Raw genomic sequence first — 18,128 nt, 5'->3', positions numbered from 1 at the left:
AGACCTGATCATGGACGACCGCCAATACGCCTTCCTGGCCCGCCAGCCTTCTGCTGCCCTGAAAACCCGCGACGCCTTCTGGGGCATGCCCAAGCGTGGCCTGGCGTTCCTATTGGCCAACGTCATGTTCTGGCAACCGATGTGGGCCCAGGCGGGCGGCATCGTGGTCAGCGCGCCGGGCACCAGCGTTGGCCAGGCCGGCAATGGCGTGCCGGTGGTCAACATCGCCAAGCCCAATGGCAGTGGCCTGTCCCATAACCAGTTCAAGGACTACAACGTCGGCAGCAACGGCGTGATCCTCAACAACGCCACCAACCCCGCCCAGTCCACGCAACTGGGCGGGATTATTCTTGGCAACCCGAACCTCAAGGGTACGGCCGCGAAGGTCATCCTCAACGAAGTCAACGGCGGCAACCCGAGCCAGCTGCGTGGCTACACCGAAGTGGCGGGGCAGTCGGCCCATGTCATCGTCGCCAACCCCTATGGCATTACCTGTAACGGTTGCGGGTTTATCAATACGCCCAAGGCGACCCTGACCACGGGCAAGCCGATCATCGAAAACGGCCAGGTGGGTCGCTATCAGGTGGACCAGGGCAGCGTCGCCATTGAAGGCGCGGGCCTGAACGCCAACAACGTTGACCGCTTCGAAATCATTACTCGCAGCGCCAAGATCAACGCCGAGATCCAGGCCAAGAACCTGACCATCGTGGCCGGGCGCAATGATGTCAACGCCAACACCCTGAATGCCACCGCTCGGGCCGATGACGGCAGCGCCAAGCCCGAACTGGCGATCGACTCCTCCGCGTTGGGCGGCATGTATGCCGGGGCGATCAAGTTGGTGGGCACCGAAGCGGGTGTCGGGGTGAAGCTGGATGGCAAGATGGTTGCCAGTGGCGGGGATATACAGCTCGATGCCAATGGGCATCTGAGTTTGGCGCAGACGGCCGCCGCTGGAGCCATCGACATCGAAGCCAAAAGTCTGGAAACCCGTGGCCAGGTGTACGCCGGTAGCCGCCTGGACGTGAAGACCCAGGGCGACCTGAACAACCAGAAAAACCTGGTGGCGCGTGACAGCATTCACCTCGACAGCGGCGGTACGCTGAGCAACAACGCGATCATCGAAGCCGGGGTCAATCCCGACAACAGCCGCAACACGGCGGGCGATGTCACCCTCACGGCAAAACAGCTGAGCAATGGCGGCAAAACCGTCATTGCCAGTCGCGACCTGAATGTCACGACCACCGCAGCGCTGAACAACCAGGGCGGTACGCTCAGCGGGCAGCGCAAGGCCACGGTCACAGCCGATACTGTGGATAACCGCAACAAAGGCCGAATCCTTGGCAACAGCGAACTGCACCTGAAGGCCAATCAGGTGCTGAACGCCCAGGGCGGCCTGATCAATAGCCAAGGCATTTTAACTGCCAACCTGGGCTACCTGGACAACAGCGCAGGCGAACTGTCCAGCCTGAACAGCGCGACCCTGATCCTCGGCAGCCTGGACAACCTGACCGGCCTGGTCATGGCCGGCAAGAACCTCGACATCACCAACGCGGGCGCGATCAACAACCAGGGCGGCGAGTTGTCCAGCCAAGGCAGCGTGACCGTGCGCACCGCCAGCCTGGACAACAGCAACAAAGGCACCGTCGCCGCCAATGGCAAGCTGCTGGTTACGGCGACCGGCCAGGTCAACAACGCTGACCAAGGCCTGATCGCCAGCCGCAGTGCCGGCGTCGAGCTCAAGGCCGCCCGCCTGGACAACGCCAAGGGCACGCTGCAAGGCACGGGCCCGGTGACCGTGGTTGTGACGGGCGATATTGATAATCAGGGCGGCACGATTATCGCTCAAGACGCCGACCTGAACATCGAAGCGGCCAACCTGGACAACCGTGGCGGCGTGCTGTCCAGCGTCAAGGCCGCGCTGGAAGCACGCACCACCGGCGTGCTGAAAAACGGCTACGACGTGAACCGCCAGGGCGGCACGATCCAGGCCCAAGGACTCAGCATCCAAGCCTTGGCTGGGCTGTTCAACGACGGCGGACGCATCGCTGCGCAAGCCGGCGATGTCGTGGTCACCAACGCGGCGGCGGATATCAACAATCGCAACGGCGGGATATACGCCACGGGCAAGGTCTGGGTCACTGGCCGGGGCATGGACAACAGCGGTGGCGGGCAGGTCAGCGCCAATCGCATCGACTTCGATCTTTCGGGGGCGCTGAACAACAACGCCGGCATCATCGAAAGCCAGGACAGCCTGGATATTCTGGCCGCCAGCCTGAGCAACCAGAAAGGCCAACTGCGCACCCTGGGCCAGAACAGCACCACGGTGTTCAAGATCGGTGGTCTGTTTGATAACAACGACGGCACCCTGGAAACCGCCAGTAATGATGTGGGCTTCAACACCGGCAGCGTCCAGAACGTGGGCGGCAAGCTGCTGCACACTGGCCTGGGATTGTTCGGCATCAGCCAAGCCAACCTGGGGCAGGCAGGCGGTCAGTTGGTGACCTACGGCAACCTGACGGTGACGGCTGATCGCTGGACCAACAACACGGCAATCCAGGCCGGGCACCTGGTCGTGGATGTCGACCAGTTGACCCAGACCGCCACCGGCCAGTTGCTCAGCACCAATAGTATGGTGGGCCGAGGCAGCAACTGGCGCGTCGACGGCCTGATCGGCAGTGATGGAGCCATCGACCTGCAACTGACCGGCGCCTATACCGGCAACGGTCGCTTGAGCAGTCTCGGTACCCTGGGCCTCAAGGCGGCACTGATCAATCTGGAGCAAAACGGCAGCATCGCTGGCGGTGGCAACACAACCGTCGTGGTCGATGGCGTCCTCAACAGCTACGGTCGCCTGACCTCGGCGGCGGACATGAACGTCACTGCCGCCACCCTCAACAACTACGGCACCCTGGGCAGCGCCGGGGCGCTGGGTGTAACGACCGGCGACCTGCTCAACGAACGCGGATTGATCTTCAGCGGCGGCAATACCAGCCTGCGCGTGAACAGCCTGACCAACCGCTATGCCGATATCTATAGCATCGGTGATCTGAACATCGATCGCGACGGCCTCGGCACCCGTGCCAGCCGCATCCTCAACAGCTCCGGCACGCTGCAGAGCGACGGCAACATGCGCTTGGCGGCCAGCACCATCGACAACGTCCGTGAGGTCTTGGCCACCAACGATGCTGGCATCTACACCGCCTCGATCAGGGAAGTGGCCTGCGTACCAGGTGATTGCGACGGCCCCAAGCAAAACCACGTCTGGCAGATCGTCCAGCGCGATAAGTTCGAAGTCACCGCGGCCAGCGCCGCCTCCAGCATCACCACCGGCGGCAACCTGAATATCCAGGGCGACACTCTGACCAACCGGAGCAGCAGCATCGGCGTCGGCGGTGCATTGACCGCCAACCTCGTCAGCCTGAACAACATCGGCATCGAGACCGGCGAGATTGAAACCTCGCGCACCTTCAGGTCCCAACGCACGCGCCGCCCGGGTAGCTGGCGCGCAGAGGCCAATGACTTCACCAACAAATACTGGTTGCAGAGCCCAGGCTACAACACCAATGACCTGAGCGGTCTTGAAGCGGCGATGAGCCATTTTATCGGCAGAACCGAACGTGAGCTGACGCAGTTCCGTACTCAGACAGCCACCACCGACAGCCAAACCTATGCCGCGATTATCCAGGCCGGTGGTGCCCTCGACATTCCAACCCAGGGCGACCTCAACAGCGGCGTCGTGCGTGGCGGCTACAACTACGTTGGCGCCGGCCCACGCACCGACACCCAGGCCGACAACGCCTTCTCGACCCGCATCAGCGTCAATCGACAGCTACCCCCGAACCTGACCCAGCAACAAGTCGATCCGCTGGCCTTGCCGGGTTTTGACTTGCCCACCGGGCAAAACGGCCTGTTCCGCATGAGCGGCGACGGCTCGGCCACACCGACCCAGAGCACGGGCCTGACGCAAGTGCGTGGCCTGCCGGACCGTTCGTTCCAGGCCAACCCGCAAAAATACCTGATCGAGACCAACCCGGCGCTGACCGACATGCGCCGGTTCATGAGCTCCGATTACCTGCTGACAAACCTGGGCTACGAGCCGGACACCGCCGCCAAGCGCCTGGGCGACGGCTTCTACGAACAACGCTTGATCCAACAGGCGGTGATCGCCCGCACCGGCCAACGCTTCCTCGACGGCCAGAACTCCGACGACGGCATGTTCAAGTACCTGATGAACAACGCCATCGCCAGCAAGGACAGCCTCAACCTGTCCCTGGGCGTCAGCCTGACCGCCGAACAGGTTGCGGCCCTGACCCATGACATCGTCTGGATGGAAAACCGGACGGTGAATAGTCAACAGGTGCTGGTGCCGGTGCTTTATCTGGCCCAGGCCAACCACCGTCTGGCGCCGAATGGTGCGCTGATTCAGGGCTCAGACGTCAGCCTGATTGCGGGTAAGAACCTGAACAATGCGGGCACCTTGCGTGCGTCCAGCAACCTGAGGGCGACGGCGGGCGACAGCTTGGTCAACAGTGGGTTGATGGAAGCGGGTGGTCGGCTGGATGCGTTGGCGAGTAATAACCTGACTAACAGGGCGGGTGGGGTTATTGCTGGGCGGGATGTCAGTGTTGTTGCTCTGACTGGCGACGTGACTAACGAGCGTACCGTTACCACCCACGAAAGCGACAGCGGCTACCGCAGCGAACGCACCGACTTCATCGACAGCGCCGCTCGTATCGAAGCCGGCAACAACCTGACCATCAGCGCAGGGCGTGACATCAACAGCGTCGGCGGCGTGCTGAAAAGTGGCGCCGACACCACCCTAAACGCCACGCGCGATGTCAATCTCATCGCCGCCGAACGCATCACCAGCGGCACTCGCGGCAGGCATCGCGACCAAGACATCAAGCAATACGGCTCCAGCCTCGACAGCGGCCGCGACCTGACCGTCAACGCTGGTCGCAACCTCACCGTTGTCGGCACTCAGATTGATGCCAAGCGCGACGTTGCCATGGCCGCCCAAGGAAACTTGACCTTCGCCTCGGCGGCGGATGAGCAGCATTCCTACAGCAAGAGCAAGAAGGTCACCCGCCAAGAGGACCACGTCAGTCAGGTGGCCTCGACGGTTAATGCGGGGCGCAACGTTGTAATGAGCGCGGGGCAGGATTTGGCGATGATCGCCAGCAAGGTCAACGCTGCAAACCAGGCCTACTTCGTGGCGGGTGGCAAGCTTGAGCTGCTGGCTGCGCAGAACCGCGACTATTCGCTGTATGACATGAAGAAGAAAGGTGGTTGGGGGAGTAAGAAGACTCAGCGGGATGAAGTGACCGATGTGAAAAACATCGGCAGTGAAATCACTACCGGGGGCGACCTGCGATTGGTCAGCGGCGGCGACCAGCTGTATCAGGTGGCGAAACTGCAGAGCGGCAAGGACATCACGCTGGACAGTAGCGGTTCCATTACCTTCGAAGGCGTGAAGGATCTACATCAGGAGAGCCACGAGAAGACTGACAACAACGCGTTCTGGGTCTCGTCCAAGGGTAAGGGCAAGACCGACGAAACCTTGCGTCAAAGCCAGTTTATTGCTGAGGGCAGTGTTGCGATCAAAGCCGTCAACGGTTTGAAGATCGATATCAACCAGGTCAATCAGCAAACCGTCAGCCAATCCATCGATGCGATGGTCAAGGCTGATCCGCAATTGGCATGGCTCAAGGACGCGGAAAAACGCGGTGATGTGGACTGGCGTCAAGTCAAAGAGATCCACGACAGCTTCAAGTACAGCAACTCCGGCTTGGGGCCGGCTTCGCAGATCATCATTGCGATTGTGATGGCAGCGGTCGTTGGACCGTTAGCGGCAGGCGCAATGGGAACCGCGACTGGAGGGATGGTTGCCGCCGGAACAATTACGGCGGAGACGGCTGCAGGTATTTCAGCCGCGGCAGGCGCCGTTGCAGCGGGAGCTGCAACAAACGCGACCGTCAGCGTTGTCAATAATCGCGGCAATCTTGGCGCCGTGTTCAAGGACGTGACTTCTTCAGATGCCATGAAGGGGTATGCCATCGCTGGCGTTACAGCAGGGCTGACGGCTGCATATTTTGATGGTTGGACTGGCACTGAAACGAATACGGCAATCGACAAAGTAAGCACGTCGAGCTCACTGAGCACTTGGAAAGGCGTCGGTCAATTTGCCGCCAACCAAACGTTGCAGAACGGAACCTCCATGTTGCTGAGCAAGGCGCTTGGACAGGGAGGGAGTGCCAGCGATGCGTTGAAAAGCGCGCTGTTCAACACCTTGGCGGCAGCAAGCTTCAACGCGGTGGGCGACTACACGAAGGGTGTGTTCGCCACCGGTACGCCACAGAAAATTGTGATTCATTCAATGGTGGGCGGGCTTCTCGCCGAAGCTACTGGCGGTGATTTCAAAATCGGAGCCTTGGCAGCGGGGGCTAACGAGGCGCTAGTTGGGCATCTCTACGATCTGGTTAAAGGTGATCAAAACCTGCTGAGCATGAGCTCCCAGATGGTTGGGTTGCTTGCGGCAGCTTCGCAGGCGGATGGAGATGCCAGCAAGCTAGAGAAAGGTGCCTGGGTGGCGAGAAACGCTACGCAGTACAACCATTCGTTGCATGAAATGCAAACCGTTGCATTGGATGAGCAGCGTCGACGCAACCCTGATAACAAAGCCCGCCTCGATGCAGCTGCATGTGCATTGACCCACTGCAGTAAGTCCGTTCCGTCGAGTGATAAACACTACGATGAGCTCGTGAAACTGGAAACGCTAGGGCAAGGGTTTACTGAGGAACTCGCGTTACTTAAAAGCACAGGACAGTTTGATTATGGCTTTGGAGATCGGATAGACGACACCCTCAGTGCTCATGATGAGTTAATTAACGACCTAGGGTGGACGGGGAGTGCGGCCGTGGAGGCGGGAGCGGGCGCGCTCTCTTATATGGGTATGGTCGGCTCCGCCCCTGCCTGCGTAAGCGTTGTAGGTTGCGCGGCACCATTCGCCTTGGGATCGGTGGGAACTCTCGCGTTTGCAAGCGCAGCTGAATCTTTCGACCAGACCAATGCTCCTTATATCTCAGCAGAGGGTGAGCGAGTTCTCGCTTCATTTGATCCTGCTCAGTATCCCGGAGAAGCGAGCCCGACCGGGGATCTCGGCTATAAGGCTGCTCAGTCGCTGGCAGAGCTGCTAGCCGCGCACGTTGGGGGTAAGGCACTATCCGGAGAACTCTCCTCTGCTTTGAAAGGTGGCGCTACTCCCAATCTGGGTGGTACAGCAGATGAGCTTCTAAGCGGGGAAAAAGGAACAGCCACGGTTGGAGATCAAGCAGTTTCTACATTTCCAAAGGGCTTTGGCGAGTCAGTTCTCGGTCATAACACCCAGATTGGCGTGCGAAATAGTAAGGCGGGGACGATTTCTGGCGCTCACAACAGCGATGCCTTCCTAGAATCGGTTGAAATAACTGGCGCGAAAATATCCAACAAAATTACGGATGTCCGCTATCCTGGCCTTGTTGAGTATAGCTATCAGTTACCTAGAACTAACACTAAGGGCGAATTGATAGGTGGGTATAAGCCTACATCCACAAAAACGACTTACGATCCAAAGGTTCTGCTGGATACTAAAGTGGCTGATATGTCTAGTCGAGCGGCAGTCCAAGCTGAGTCTTTGTTTAAAGCCAATCCAGCTTTGAGAGAAGCTAGTATTAAAGTTGATGGCTATCACTTCCAAGTGACACGTAATAGTAAGACTGGAGAAATAACAAATTCCTTCATCACTATGCCGCCGAGGACAAACTGATGGCTAGCTTGACATGGCTTGAGAGCCTCAAGGAATCATTTGCTTCAACTGGCTTGGATTATGAAGACCTTTACGAATTGATAGAGGCCTCTATAGTAAGAGGGAGGAGTAATTTTCCAGCGTTTATCTATGACGCTTCGCGGGGAGTTGGTTTCTCTGTGAGTGAAGGATTTTTTTACTCACTTGATCAGGACTGGGACGATCCAGACGCTTTCAGTGAGGTGAGTTTCTTTTTGGGCGAAGTGGAAACTTCAAGTATTCCAGTGCCCGACTACGTTTCCCTGATGAAAATTGCAGCTGATGTTTACTCTGCTTTCTTTCCTGATGAGGGGGATGGTGTTCTAAGGTCTGCTGAAAGATTAGAAGATCGTTACTCAAAACGATGATGAAGCAAAAAAGGGGACAGGTTTGAATGGCACTTACTTAACCTTCTTCGGGTGTCCATTCTTCCTGATCTCAGCCCTTGCTGATCGACGTGTTTTCATCAACATGGGGTAAGACTTGAAGCAAAAAGGGACAGATTTATTTTGTGAAACGCAGAGGGGCACATTTGTTGGCTTTGCTCGGATTATAAATAAATCTGACCTCTTTTTTTTCGTGGAGACCAGTGAAATGAACAAGCAGTCAGATTTTTTACTTGATAAGGTGTTGAGGCATGATCTTGTTTTTGTTCATGTGACTGGCGCTCCACGCCCGCAGGTCTTGCGGGCGAAAATTGGGCGGATATATTCTACAGGGGAAGGAATTGTTCGCGGTTTTCTTAATTCGGAAATTGAGTTCATTCGATCTGGTGGTACGTGGGGGGATGTAGCCCTTAAGGTTGGTGAGCAGGCTCTTTTGTTTGTTAAATCGATTTCTGGAAAGTTGTATGAAGATCCTTGGCATGGGCATATGGTTGTGGAGGATATTGAGGGGGATTTATATGCGATCTATCCTCACAAGGAATTGTGGTTGAGTGACGATGTCCCAGCTTTAATTAGGGGGAGCTCCCGGCAAGACCCGAAACGCTTATATGCAACCGCAATTCGTTTTGATGTGATGGAAGAGTATTTGCTAGGTTTGGTAGAGAGACATAGTGAGGATAGGTCGTAGTATGTTATTAAAAGGTGGTAAAAAATGGCGGCAGATTTGTTGTTTTGCTATTTATACGTACGTTTGGCGTTGTTTTGTTTGCCAGTCGGGAAGTGTGAGGCGTTGAGATCGGATACTCTGCAAAAGTCTTAGATTCGGTCATCAAAATTATGTCTTCTGAGTCGACTGGGTCAGTACTCCCCTGATCCAATAAGCTGAGTTTATTTATCGTGCTGATGCATAAGAATTTTTTCTATTTTTCTTTTTAAGCGTCAATGACGCGTTTGGAGCATTCATGAAGAAAACAACACTGCTAATTTTTGGCTTGATTCTGACGTTATCCGGCTGCAAATCCAACGTCCGGGACTCTTCTCCTAACCTGCTTCGCGACGGTATCCAATTCCAGCAGAAAAAGGTTGTCGTCGATGCGCAGCACGCCAAGGTGATCATGAAAGCGACGGGCAATGTCGTCCCTGTGGAATTTGCAATCAGGCGAGCGACGGACCCAGACCGGCGTATGGATGTGCAGGGGACAGTGGTGGATTCCGGTCGCGGCAAAGTGTTCGGCTGGATTGCCAAGCTCAACGAAACGGCCCACAGCGCGACCTTGAAGCATTTCCCTCAGTTGGAAGTGCAAGCTGATCCCGATCAGCCATTCGAGGTATCGGGTTACGCCACTGGCGAAAGTATCAACCGCGGCTATCGTTGCGGTCCGATCAGCACCATTTTCACACCGGAGAAGGGTAAGGTTTATCTGGCGGAACTCCAGTTTGTGGGTGGAGGCTGTGAACTGCATGCCTATGACATCACGCAGCCTCAGGAGCGTATTCCTGTCGTAGATAGCGCGCAAAACGGTGGCTTCGCCAACGCCGTCCCGGGCTGCAAGTCGGCAACGGCCTCGGTGAATAATCAGCCGGTCACAACACAGTTTTGCATCAAGTCCATCATGCTCCAGCCTTCGCAGTATCGCGTTAGCGTCAACGATCAGACTGTTTTCAGCGGTACCGATTACGAGCGCGTTGCTTTTGTAAAAACCGTTAAGGAAGGGGCCGTAACCGGTGGTTGCAATGAAATGATCGAGGCGCAGGCGGGCACTACTCAAAAGCCTGTCGCCTTTAAAGACCTGCCTGCTGATTTAGTAGCGGGCTGCCACATTACTGCGGACGCTGAGGGCAGAGCCCAACCGTTTAGTAAAGATGAAGCCTGTGACAAGGTGTTCTACAAGGCCATGATGCCGGTTTTAGGCAAGGTAGTACCCGTCGAGGTGGCACGGCAATGTGTCGTCAGAATAGGGGAGCAGACAGTATTTCAGGACCGTTTCAGTTTCTGACTTAAGATTTGAGATGCGTTTATATGAGGATGTGGTCCTCCATAATATTTTCGTTTGTTTTCGTTGCTAATTCTGTATCTATATACCTAATGAGTAGTAATTCATGTAGGAGAAAGGGGGCGGATTTATTTGCTTGCTCAGTTATTAAATAAATCCGTCCCCTTTTTCTCTCTTTTTCTAAGGGCTGCTTCGCAGCCCAGCGGGAGCAAGCTCCCTCGCCACAGAAGCCGGATTGTTGATCGCTCGCCCATGGCGCAGTTTTATTTTGCTATCCCCTTCTTTTGTGGTTACAGCGGGCACCACGGGTCTTCCCCCTTCGCGCTTTCCAGGATCTTCGGAAAGTTTCGCTCAAAGGCCCAGCCTGAGGCCACGGCAGTCATGGTGGTTTTGCAGGCAGGGTTCTTTTCCGAGACGATCACGTTCATATAGAACTGGCTGCCGTAGATTGTCGGCGCCCATAGCACCATGTCGCTTCTGTCGGCATTGCTGTCGACTTTCAATTGGATGGTATTGACGAGTCTCCCACCCGTCGTGAGCTCGGTCACTTGTGGGTGAAAGCAGTGGTTCAGATAGCTTTGTACCCGTTTTTCCACCTCCGCTCGCTCCTGTGTCAGGCAGTACTCGGGGCTGGTTACGCCAGTGTTCAGCAGTTCGTCCTTGGTATACGGATGCAGTGAGCAGCCGCTCAATAGCAGAAAAACGATCCCTGTAAATTTCTTGTACAAAACTCATGCTCCATCTGAAAAAGGAAATATTTTCCATCTATTTAAGAGGTGGATGGCCGTGTGGCTGGATAGGTGACTGGCCCAAGGGCCGTCAGCTTGTCTATCGTGAAGGTGTTAATCAACACTTTGATGAGTACACCGATGGTGGCGTTCAACGCGACGACGCAGAGGGCAAATATCATCTCAGTGATCTCCCATCAGTGACCATGGCGCGACTTCCATGACATGAACTCTGATGGCCGTAACCCATAGCGCGCGAGCACCCCTTCGTGCAGGCGACGGAGTTTTTCGACGATCAGTGCTTGCACTTCCGGCTGTTCTCTTTCTGAAACATATCCCGCTACCGAGCGTTGAATACAGAACAACGGGTCAAGCTCTGGGTGAGTGACGATTTCCCGAATGGTCTTCTTGATGAGGTCTCGCCATGCCAGGCGTAAAGGGTCCGGTTCCGCAAGGTCTTGCTTGATTGCCAGATATTCCAGTGTTGAGCGTTCGTAGGCCCAGATATACAGGTCGCGAAGCAGCTCTACCCGGGTCATTTCGTACACACCCAATGTGGCTCGGCTGTAGGCCTGCTCCGGTACATCCAGAAAGGTCAGCGGGCAAAGATTGGCACGGAACAAGGGGAGATTCGCTGCCAGTCGGGAGGTGCGTTTATTGATGTCGGTAAAAGGCTGAAAATAGGGCAGGGTGTGGGTCTCAGCCGGGTGTCCTATTGCGAAATAACGCCGTGCCCTGCCTTCTCCCTGTGCAGTGATTTGGCTGCTTTCGGCCAGGTTTGCAAGGATGCGCTGCGCCGTTCGCCGGGAAATTTCAGGGTGCCAGGCCAAGAGCTCTGAGAGGCTCGCCCACTCCTGGATGCCAGGATACTGTTATATGTCGGTGGTCGAAGGCATGAGTGTGTTGGCGCTGTTTGAGAAGATTTTGGCGCGATTGTGGCGCAGTTCTTGACGAACTGCGCCACAGCTCATCGGAGTAGATAGATGTAGTCGCTCCCGACGGTGGGGGCTACGTTATGGCCATAGGCGCCCGTCATCACTTACTCCGCCGCCTGCGCCCGCAATCGTATGCCAATCACATCCATCACATCACACCCGTCGCGCAACGCGATCGTTAGCATTTTGCAAAAATCGGAAAGCACCAGCGTGTCGGAACTGATCTCCGAACGGAACGCGATGTTTTCCAGCAGTTGGGTCACGGTGCGGATGCGGTAGTCAGCGGTTTCGAAGAGGACATCAAGCGGGGCTTCGGTGTCGATCAGCAGGGTAGCGGGGGTGCAGTCGATGCCGGTGATGGGCATGTATCGATTCATTGGTAGGACCTCATTCAGTTGAAAGGAGCTACCTCGTTGTCGGGTCGCCAAACCCGAGTCGCCATTGAGGCGACAAGGAACTATAGGCCGTCCCGCTCAAGCGTCACAAGACACCGCTTTCCTAGCTTTATGTAGGAGCTTTGGCCTTTTAGCGACTGCATTTCCCTACATTTGGTTTGCAGATATCAACGAGTTTGAGCCAGCCGTCCATTCGACGCATCGTCACGGCTAGAGAGAGAACTGTGGCGAGGGAGCTTGCTCCCGCTCGGTTGCACAGCGACCGCAAAATCTTGGAGCCGCTTCGCCCGAAGCGTCGGACTGGCCCAGCGGGAGCAAGCTCCCTCGCCACGGTTTGTGTGTTTGCCCGTGGTATCCACGTAACTGACAGGCATTAGCCTCGGACTGCGTCAATCCAGTGCGTTGAAGGAGCGGTTCATGGCGACAATGTCGGCATGGCCAGGGTTGGGCCCGAGCCGCTCAAAGTGTTTAGGAAACTCCTCTCGCTTCGCAGCGGCTTGCCCTTTGGAGGCGGCCAATAGTGCGTCGCGCAGAGTCTCGGCGTCGTAGTCACAGCAATAGCCTGGCGTACAAGGTTGTTGTCTCCAGGACTCTTCCAGGGAACCTCCGTCGACCGGATCAAAGCCCGCTTGGTTGACCAGGGACATCACCGTTTCCTTAGCCTTGGGATCGTCGCCGGCCACTGCTGCGGCCAAGCGACCTGGAGTGCCTTGGGCACTGCCCAACTCCGCCAAGGTATAGGCCAGAATATTGTTGAAGGCCTTGATGACAGGTCGCCCAATCTGCTTAGAAACCCAAACGCTTTCCGTCATCCCTTGATCAATTTCAGGAATGTTAGGGTCACGTAGGCCAGGGTAGTAGTTACTCGTGTCCACCACCGGGACGCTGTCGGGTACTGCGGCAAACAGATCAGCAGGCAGTGCGCTCAACGCCGGTAGCGGTATGGATAGCACGATCACATCCGCGCCATCGACTGCGCCGCGAATGTCCACCGGTTTGGCTCCAATCTCTTCGGCGAATGCGCGAACGCCGTTGATGCCTCGAGAGTTCGCAACACGTATGTCGTGACCGGCTGCCTTGAATTTGCGAGCGAGGGTGCCTCCGATGTTACCGGTTCCGATGATGCCGATTTTCATGGCTAAGCCTCCTGAGTCATTTGTCTTGCACCGATTCTAGGAGGCTGGTGTGATAATGGTAAGTACCTACCAAAAGGTGTGTAACTCACCATCGAGGAAGAAATGGAACGGGAATGGGATTGCGGCGATCCGCAAAATCGTCGGAAATGGGCCGAGGCAACAACCGAAACGCTTCGCGTACTGGAAGGGAAGTGGAAGATCATTATCTTGTGCCAGCTTTTCGCGGCGAAGGGCGCGCTGCGTTTCTCGGACCTGGAGAAGTTGATTGAAGGGATTAACCAGAAGATGCTGATCCAACAGCTAAAACAGTTGGAAAAGGACGGCATTGTGCAGCGGACCGTGTACCCACAAGTGCCACCTAAAGTGGAGTACAAGCTCACGCCCATGGGGCATGCACTCGGGCCGTCGATCCAGGCGTTGATCGAATGGGCAGAGATGAGGCGTGATCACGCCTGACATGGCTGTCGAGGCGCAATGGCCCGACGCTTGCGAAGCAACTTCAGCAATCATGCGTTGCCGGCGCCTGCTGAGCCGTCTGTTTATGTTTCGTCGCATTAGGGGAGAGCCAATTCTCCAAGCACAAAAAAGGCACTTGCGATAATCACTAAATGCCTTTTTTGTAAATGCTATGCGCAGTGAGGAATCCTCTCTACTTCTTTATAAATTTGCTCCCCTTTTGCAATCTCGGCTGTACGTAAATCATACGCAGTCTGCAAATTCAGCCAAAACTGCGCCGACGTGTCCAATGCAGCTGCCAGGCGCAAAGCCACATCCGCACTGACGCTACGGCGCATCAATACGATGTCATTTACGGTGGGGGCAGACACGTGCAAAGCCCTTGCAAGCGCAGCAGCCGTCAGGCCAAGCGGTTCCAGGTACTCTTCCTTGAGAATTTCTCCAGGGTGTACGGGCCTTATGCCATTCTTAAACATGACTCACCTCAGTGATAAATCTACGATTTCTACGTTTTCGGGGCCGTTGGCGCCCCAGACAAGGCGCGATCACACCTGACATGGCTGTCGAGGCGCAATGGCCCGACGCCTGCGAAGCAACTTCAGCAATCCTTTAACTTCGCCCAAAACTCCTCCGCCGATTGGCTAATGGCACCCGTTGGGCGAGTGAGATGAATGTCCAACGGGATATCCCAGCTTTCATCGAGCGCCCGCACAAGACGTCCGTCGGCGACTTCCTGCTCGGTCAGGCTTCTTGGCAGCCAGGCCACCCCTTTGTTTTCCAGCGCCATGGACATGAGCACCGCTGCGAGGTGGCTGCTGAACAGCGGCTTGAGGTGCAGGAACTCTTCCTTGCCCTGAAGTCGATGAGCGACGATGCGTCCCAGACCGGACTCCTGGGTGTACGCCAAGTAGGGCAGCGATGCGGGCGCATTTGCGAAGTTGGCAGAAGCGCTCGCCAGCGGAACGAGCACATCCTCGCCCACTTTTTTGCCGATGAACTGATCAGGGGCCAACAGCGGTGGAACATCCGGATGACGATGGCAAAGCAGGAACTGCACGTGGCCTTGAATCAGCATTTGCTCACAGGCCGCCATGCTATCGGAATGCAGTCGTACCGCCTCGATGGGGGCGCCGTTTTCCGTGCTCCGCAGCCATCTTGGGAAAAACGTGAACGACAGCGAATGGGTGGCCGCGAATTGCAGCGTCTTGATCGCCATGCCCGCCACTTCCTGGGCTTCGCTGCGCATTCGGTACAAGCGCCTGGCCGTCTCTTGGGCGCTTGGCAAAATCTGCTTCCCCGCCTCGGTCAGCGTGGCGCCTTGTGGCGTGCGAACGAACAGTTCGACACCCATCCAGTTTTCCAATGCGCGGACTCTGCGACTGAAAGCCGGTTGGGTCACGTGGCGTGCTTCAGCGGCACGTACAAAGCTGCCGTACTCTGCCAGCGCTGAAAAATCTTCTAGCCAAACGAGTTCCAAGGGCAATGCCTCCTGTGCATGGGGCGCGGCATTATTAGCATTGGGCGGGTGTCATCGCAAAGCATAACGTGGGGTCACCTACAACAAGAGGACCCCATCATGCGTATCGTCGACATCCGTGAAAAAACCGTTTCCATTGCCTCGCCAATTGCCAACGCCTACATCGATTTTTCCAAAATGACCTGCTCGGTCGTCGCTGTCGTCACGGATATGATTCGCGAGGGTAAACCGGTCATCGGCTACGGTTTCAACTCCAACGGTCGTTATGGCCAAGGCGCTTTGATGCGTGACCGCTTCCTGGCGCGCATCACCGAAGCCGACCCCGAGTCGCTGATCGATAAAGAGCACAATAACCTCGATCCGTTCGCCATCTGGAAAACCCTGATGACCAACGAAAAACCCGGTGGCCATGGTGAACGTTCGGTGGCCGTGGGCACCATCGACATGGCCGTCTGGGACGCCGTCGCCAAGATCGAAGGCAAGCCGTTGTATCGCCTGTTGGCTGACCGTTACCGCAGCGGCGTGGCCGACGACAAGGTCTGGGTCTACGCCGCTGGTGGTTATTACTACCCAGGCAAGGACGACGCCAAGCTTCAGGACGAAATGCGCAGCTATCTGGATCGCGGCTACGACGTGGTCAAGATGAAGATCGGCGCGGCGCCTCTGGCTGAGGATATTCGTCGCATCGAATCGGTACTCAAGGTGGTCGGTGACGGGCGTCGCCTGGCAGTGGATGCCAACGGTCGCTTTGACCAAGACACGGCCATTGCTTATGCAGAGGCTTTGAAGCCCTACAACCTGTTCTGGTACGAAGAAGCCGGCGACCCTCTCGACTACGCCTTGCAGGCTGAGTTGGCCAAGCACTACGACCTGCCGATGGCTACCGGCGAAAACCTGTTTTCCCATCAAGACGCCCGCAACCTGCTGCGCCATGGCGGCATGCGTTCCGATCGTGACTACGTCCAGTTCGACTGCGCGCTGTCCTACGGTCTGGTCGAGTACATGCGCACGCTGGAAGTGATGGAAGACATGGGCTGGTCTTCGCGTCGTGTCGTTCCCCACGGGGGCCATCAGATGTCCCTGAATATCGCCGCGGGCCTGCACCTGGGTGGTAACGAATCCTACCCGGATGTGTTCCAGCCGTTTGGCGGTTTTGCTGACGGGATTCGCGTCGAAAACAGCTATGTGGCGCTGCCGGATATTCCAGGCGTCGGCTTCGAAGCCAAGTCCGCCTTGTACGCCGTCATGCGCGAACTGGGCGAGGGCTGATAGCCCGAACGGCGGCCTCTTCGCCTGAGGCCGCCGTTATCAGGCGTCACCCACTGACGCCACACCACACGCCCATCACAACAATAAAATGAGGTGCTCCCGTGGAAATCTCCAAGTCCCGCTGGTATAGCCAGCTGTATGTGCAGGTGCTGATCGGCATCGTGGTCGGCGCCGCAATTGGTCACTTCGAACCGCAGTTCGGCGCCAAGCTTCAACCCTTTGCCGATGGTTTTATCAGGCTGATCAAAATGCTGTTGGCCCCGATTATTTTTGGCACCGTGGTGGTCGGTATTGCCAAGATGGGCAACATCAAAGAGGTTGGAAGAATTGGCGTAAAATCGCTGATCTATTTCGAGATTCTTTCAACCATCGCGCTGGTGATCGGCCTTGTCGTGGTCAACATCGCCAAGCCCGGCGTGGGGATGAACATCCATGTCGAGACACTCGATGGCGGTGCTATCGCCAAGTACAGCCAGGCCGCTTCTGCCCAGGGCGGCACAATTGATTTCTTCATGAACATCATCCCGCCAACCTTTGTCGGTGCGTTTTCCAATGGCGTCATGCTGCAAGTCATTCTGCTTTCTGTCTTGATGGGGGTGGCGCTGGTTCAAATGGGTGAGACCAGCAAACCGCTGATCAATACCATCGATCTGTTTCTGCAAGGGCTGTTCAAGATTGTGGCCATGGTCATGCGGCTGGCTCCGATTGGCGCTGGCGCGGGCATGGCGTTCACGATCGGCAAGTATGGCATCGGTACGCTACTGTCCCTCGGCCAACTGCTGGTAGCGCTCTACGTCACCACCCTGGTGTTCATTGTGGTTGTGCTGGGCACCGTTGCTCGATGGTCGGGCATGCCGCTGCTGCAGTTCCTCCGTTACTTCAAGGACGAAATTCTGATTACCCTCGGGACTTGCTCGACCGAGGCTGTGCTGCCGCGGATGATGGTCAAGCTGGAGAAGTTGGGCTGCAAAAAGTCAGTGGTAGGAATGGTGCTGCCGACTGGCTACACCTTCAATGCCGATGGCACCTGCATCTATCTGACCATGGCCGCGATCTTCATCGCCCAGGCCACCAACACACCGCTGACGTTTATGGATCAGATGATTCTGTTGGGCGTCTTCCTGCTGACTTCGAAAGGTTCGGCGGGTGTCGCGGGGGCCGGGTTCGTCACCCTTGCAGCAACGCTGACCACCATCCACTCCATTCCGCTGGTCGGCCTGGTCCTGCTCCTGGGTATTGACCGTTTCCTGAACGAAGCGCGGGCGGTGACCAACCTGATCGGCAATGGCATCGGCACCCTCGCCATTGCCAAGTGGGACAATTCTTTCGATGTGGATGCTTGTGAGCGGGAAATCGCGGCCATGAAAAATGAAAAGGCGGCGCGTAGGGCGTTGGCCGCGCAGAAATAATCAGCATCGCTTGCCTGGGGCATGCTGAAGCTTTGATTGCCTGGATTTCAGGCACAAAAAAGACATCCTTGGACTAATGCCAGTCAGTTAAGCGAAATAAAGCCGGGCAGTAACCCCGTGG

Annotated in this window: 13 protein-coding genes; 7 read left to right on the top strand and 6 right to left on the bottom strand. The window is 56.4% G+C overall.

Annotated features, from left to right (window positions below; translation table 11 throughout):
- The first annotated feature begins 10 nt into the window (after positions 1–10).
- The 4 genes from HU715_RS26045 (at position 11) to HU715_RS26030 (ending at position 10,205) form a co-directional block, all read left to right on the top strand.
- Positions 11–7,804: a two-partner secretion domain-containing protein gene (locus HU715_RS26045; protein ID WP_225917700.1), complete on the top strand. Its 7,794-nt coding sequence runs from the start codon at positions 11–13 to the stop codon at positions 7,802–7,804.
- Positions 7,804–8,190 (top strand): hypothetical protein, encoded by a 387-nt coding sequence (locus tag HU715_RS26040; protein WP_186705952.1) that lies wholly within the window; start codon positions 7,804–7,806, stop codon positions 8,188–8,190. Before HU715_RS26045 ends, HU715_RS26040 begins: the two co-directional genes overlap by 1 nt.
- 226 nt (positions 8,191–8,416) lie before the next feature.
- Positions 8,417–8,896: a hypothetical protein gene (locus HU715_RS26035; RefSeq protein ID WP_186705953.1), complete on the top strand. Its 480-nt coding sequence runs from the start codon at positions 8,417–8,419 to the stop codon at positions 8,894–8,896.
- A 274-nt stretch (positions 8,897–9,170) separates the two neighbouring features.
- A complete protein-coding gene (locus HU715_RS26030) occupies positions 9,171–10,205 on the top strand; it encodes a hypothetical protein (protein ID WP_186705954.1) in 1,035 nt (344 codons plus the stop codon).
- 287 nt (positions 10,206–10,492) lie between these two features.
- Here the strand turns inward: HU715_RS26030 and HU715_RS26025 are convergent, their stop codons facing one another.
- The 4 genes from HU715_RS26025 to HU715_RS26010 form a co-directional block, all read right to left on the bottom strand.
- A complete protein-coding gene (locus HU715_RS26025; protein WP_079301723.1) occupies positions 10,493–10,930 on the bottom strand; it encodes a hypothetical protein in 438 nt (145 codons plus the stop codon).
- A 197-nt stretch (positions 10,931–11,127) separates the two neighbouring features.
- Positions 11,128–11,760: a Fic family protein gene (locus tag HU715_RS26020; protein WP_225917699.1), complete on the bottom strand. Its 633-nt coding sequence runs from the start codon at positions 11,758–11,760 to the stop codon at positions 11,128–11,130.
- 209 nt (positions 11,761–11,969) lie between these two features.
- A complete protein-coding gene (locus HU715_RS26015) occupies positions 11,970–12,242 on the bottom strand; it encodes a hypothetical protein (protein WP_186705955.1) in 273 nt (90 codons plus the stop codon).
- A gap of 407 nt (positions 12,243–12,649) precedes the next feature.
- Positions 12,650–13,396, bottom strand: coding sequence for an NADPH-dependent F420 reductase (locus HU715_RS26010; RefSeq protein WP_186705956.1), 747 nt, complete (start codon positions 13,394–13,396; stop codon positions 12,650–12,652).
- Positions 13,397–13,498: 102 nt separating this feature from the next.
- Between HU715_RS26010 and HU715_RS26005 the strand changes: the two genes are divergently transcribed.
- Positions 13,499–13,852, top strand: coding sequence for a winged helix-turn-helix transcriptional regulator (locus HU715_RS26005; protein WP_202892778.1), 354 nt, complete (start codon positions 13,499–13,501; stop codon positions 13,850–13,852).
- 170 nt (positions 13,853–14,022) lie between these two features.
- Here the strand turns inward: HU715_RS26005 and HU715_RS26000 are convergent, their stop codons facing one another.
- Together HU715_RS26000 and HU715_RS25995 are read right to left on the bottom strand one after the other, a co-directional pair.
- The gene (locus HU715_RS26000) at positions 14,023–14,328 is read right to left on the bottom strand and encodes a HigA family addiction module antitoxin (protein ID WP_186705957.1); all 306 of its coding nucleotides are present in this window, start codon (positions 14,326–14,328) and stop codon (positions 14,023–14,025) included.
- A gap of 122 nt (positions 14,329–14,450) precedes the next feature.
- Positions 14,451–15,329 (bottom strand): LysR family transcriptional regulator, encoded by an 879-nt coding sequence (locus tag HU715_RS25995; protein ID WP_186705958.1) that lies wholly within the window; start codon positions 15,327–15,329, stop codon positions 14,451–14,453.
- A 99-nt stretch (positions 15,330–15,428) separates the two neighbouring features.
- Here HU715_RS25995 and HU715_RS25990 point away from each other — a divergent pair, with 99 nt between their 5' ends.
- Both HU715_RS25990 and dctA read left to right on the top strand, forming a co-directional pair.
- Positions 15,429–16,598: a mandelate racemase/muconate lactonizing enzyme family protein gene (locus HU715_RS25990; RefSeq protein WP_186705959.1), complete on the top strand. Its 1,170-nt coding sequence runs from the start codon at positions 15,429–15,431 to the stop codon at positions 16,596–16,598.
- Between the two features lie 101 nt (positions 16,599–16,699).
- Complete coding sequence (gene dctA, locus HU715_RS25985; RefSeq protein ID WP_186705960.1) at positions 16,700–18,007, top strand: C4-dicarboxylate transporter DctA; 1,308 nt, start codon at positions 16,700–16,702, stop codon at positions 18,005–18,007.
- Positions 18,008–18,128: the final 121 nt, after the last annotated feature.

The organism is Pseudomonas zanjanensis, assembly GCF_014268745.2.
Taxonomy (GTDB): domain Bacteria; phylum Pseudomonadota; class Gammaproteobacteria; order Pseudomonadales; family Pseudomonadaceae; genus Aquipseudomonas; species Aquipseudomonas zanjanensis.
This window is presented reverse-complemented; position numbering and strand designations above follow the sequence as displayed.

Excerpts from the sequence above, each read along its gene's own strand:
- HU715_RS26045 (WP_225917700.1), top strand. The coding sequence starts at position 11 with ATGGACGACCGCCAATACGCCTTCCTGGCCCGCCAGCCTTCTGCTGCC.
- HU715_RS26040 (WP_186705952.1), top strand. The coding sequence starts at position 7,804 with ATGGCTAGCTTGACATGGCTTGAGAGCCTCAAGGAATCATTTGCTTCA.
- HU715_RS26035 (WP_186705953.1), top strand. The coding sequence starts at position 8,417 with ATGAACAAGCAGTCAGATTTTTTACTTGATAAGGTGTTGAGGCATGAT.
- HU715_RS26030 (WP_186705954.1), top strand. The coding sequence starts at position 9,171 with ATGAAGAAAACAACACTGCTAATTTTTGGCTTGATTCTGACGTTATCC.
- HU715_RS26015 (WP_186705955.1), bottom strand. The coding sequence starts at position 12,242 with ATGAATCGATACATGCCCATCACCGGCATCGACTGCACCCCCGCTACC.
- HU715_RS26010 (WP_186705956.1), bottom strand. The coding sequence starts at position 13,396 with ATGAAAATCGGCATCATCGGAACCGGTAACATCGGAGGCACCCTCGCT.
- HU715_RS26005 (WP_202892778.1), top strand. The coding sequence starts at position 13,499 with ATGGAACGGGAATGGGATTGCGGCGATCCGCAAAATCGTCGGAAATGG.
- HU715_RS26000 (WP_186705957.1), bottom strand. The coding sequence starts at position 14,328 with ATGTTTAAGAATGGCATAAGGCCCGTACACCCTGGAGAAATTCTCAAG.
- HU715_RS25990 (WP_186705959.1), top strand. The coding sequence starts at position 15,429 with ATGCGTATCGTCGACATCCGTGAAAAAACCGTTTCCATTGCCTCGCCA.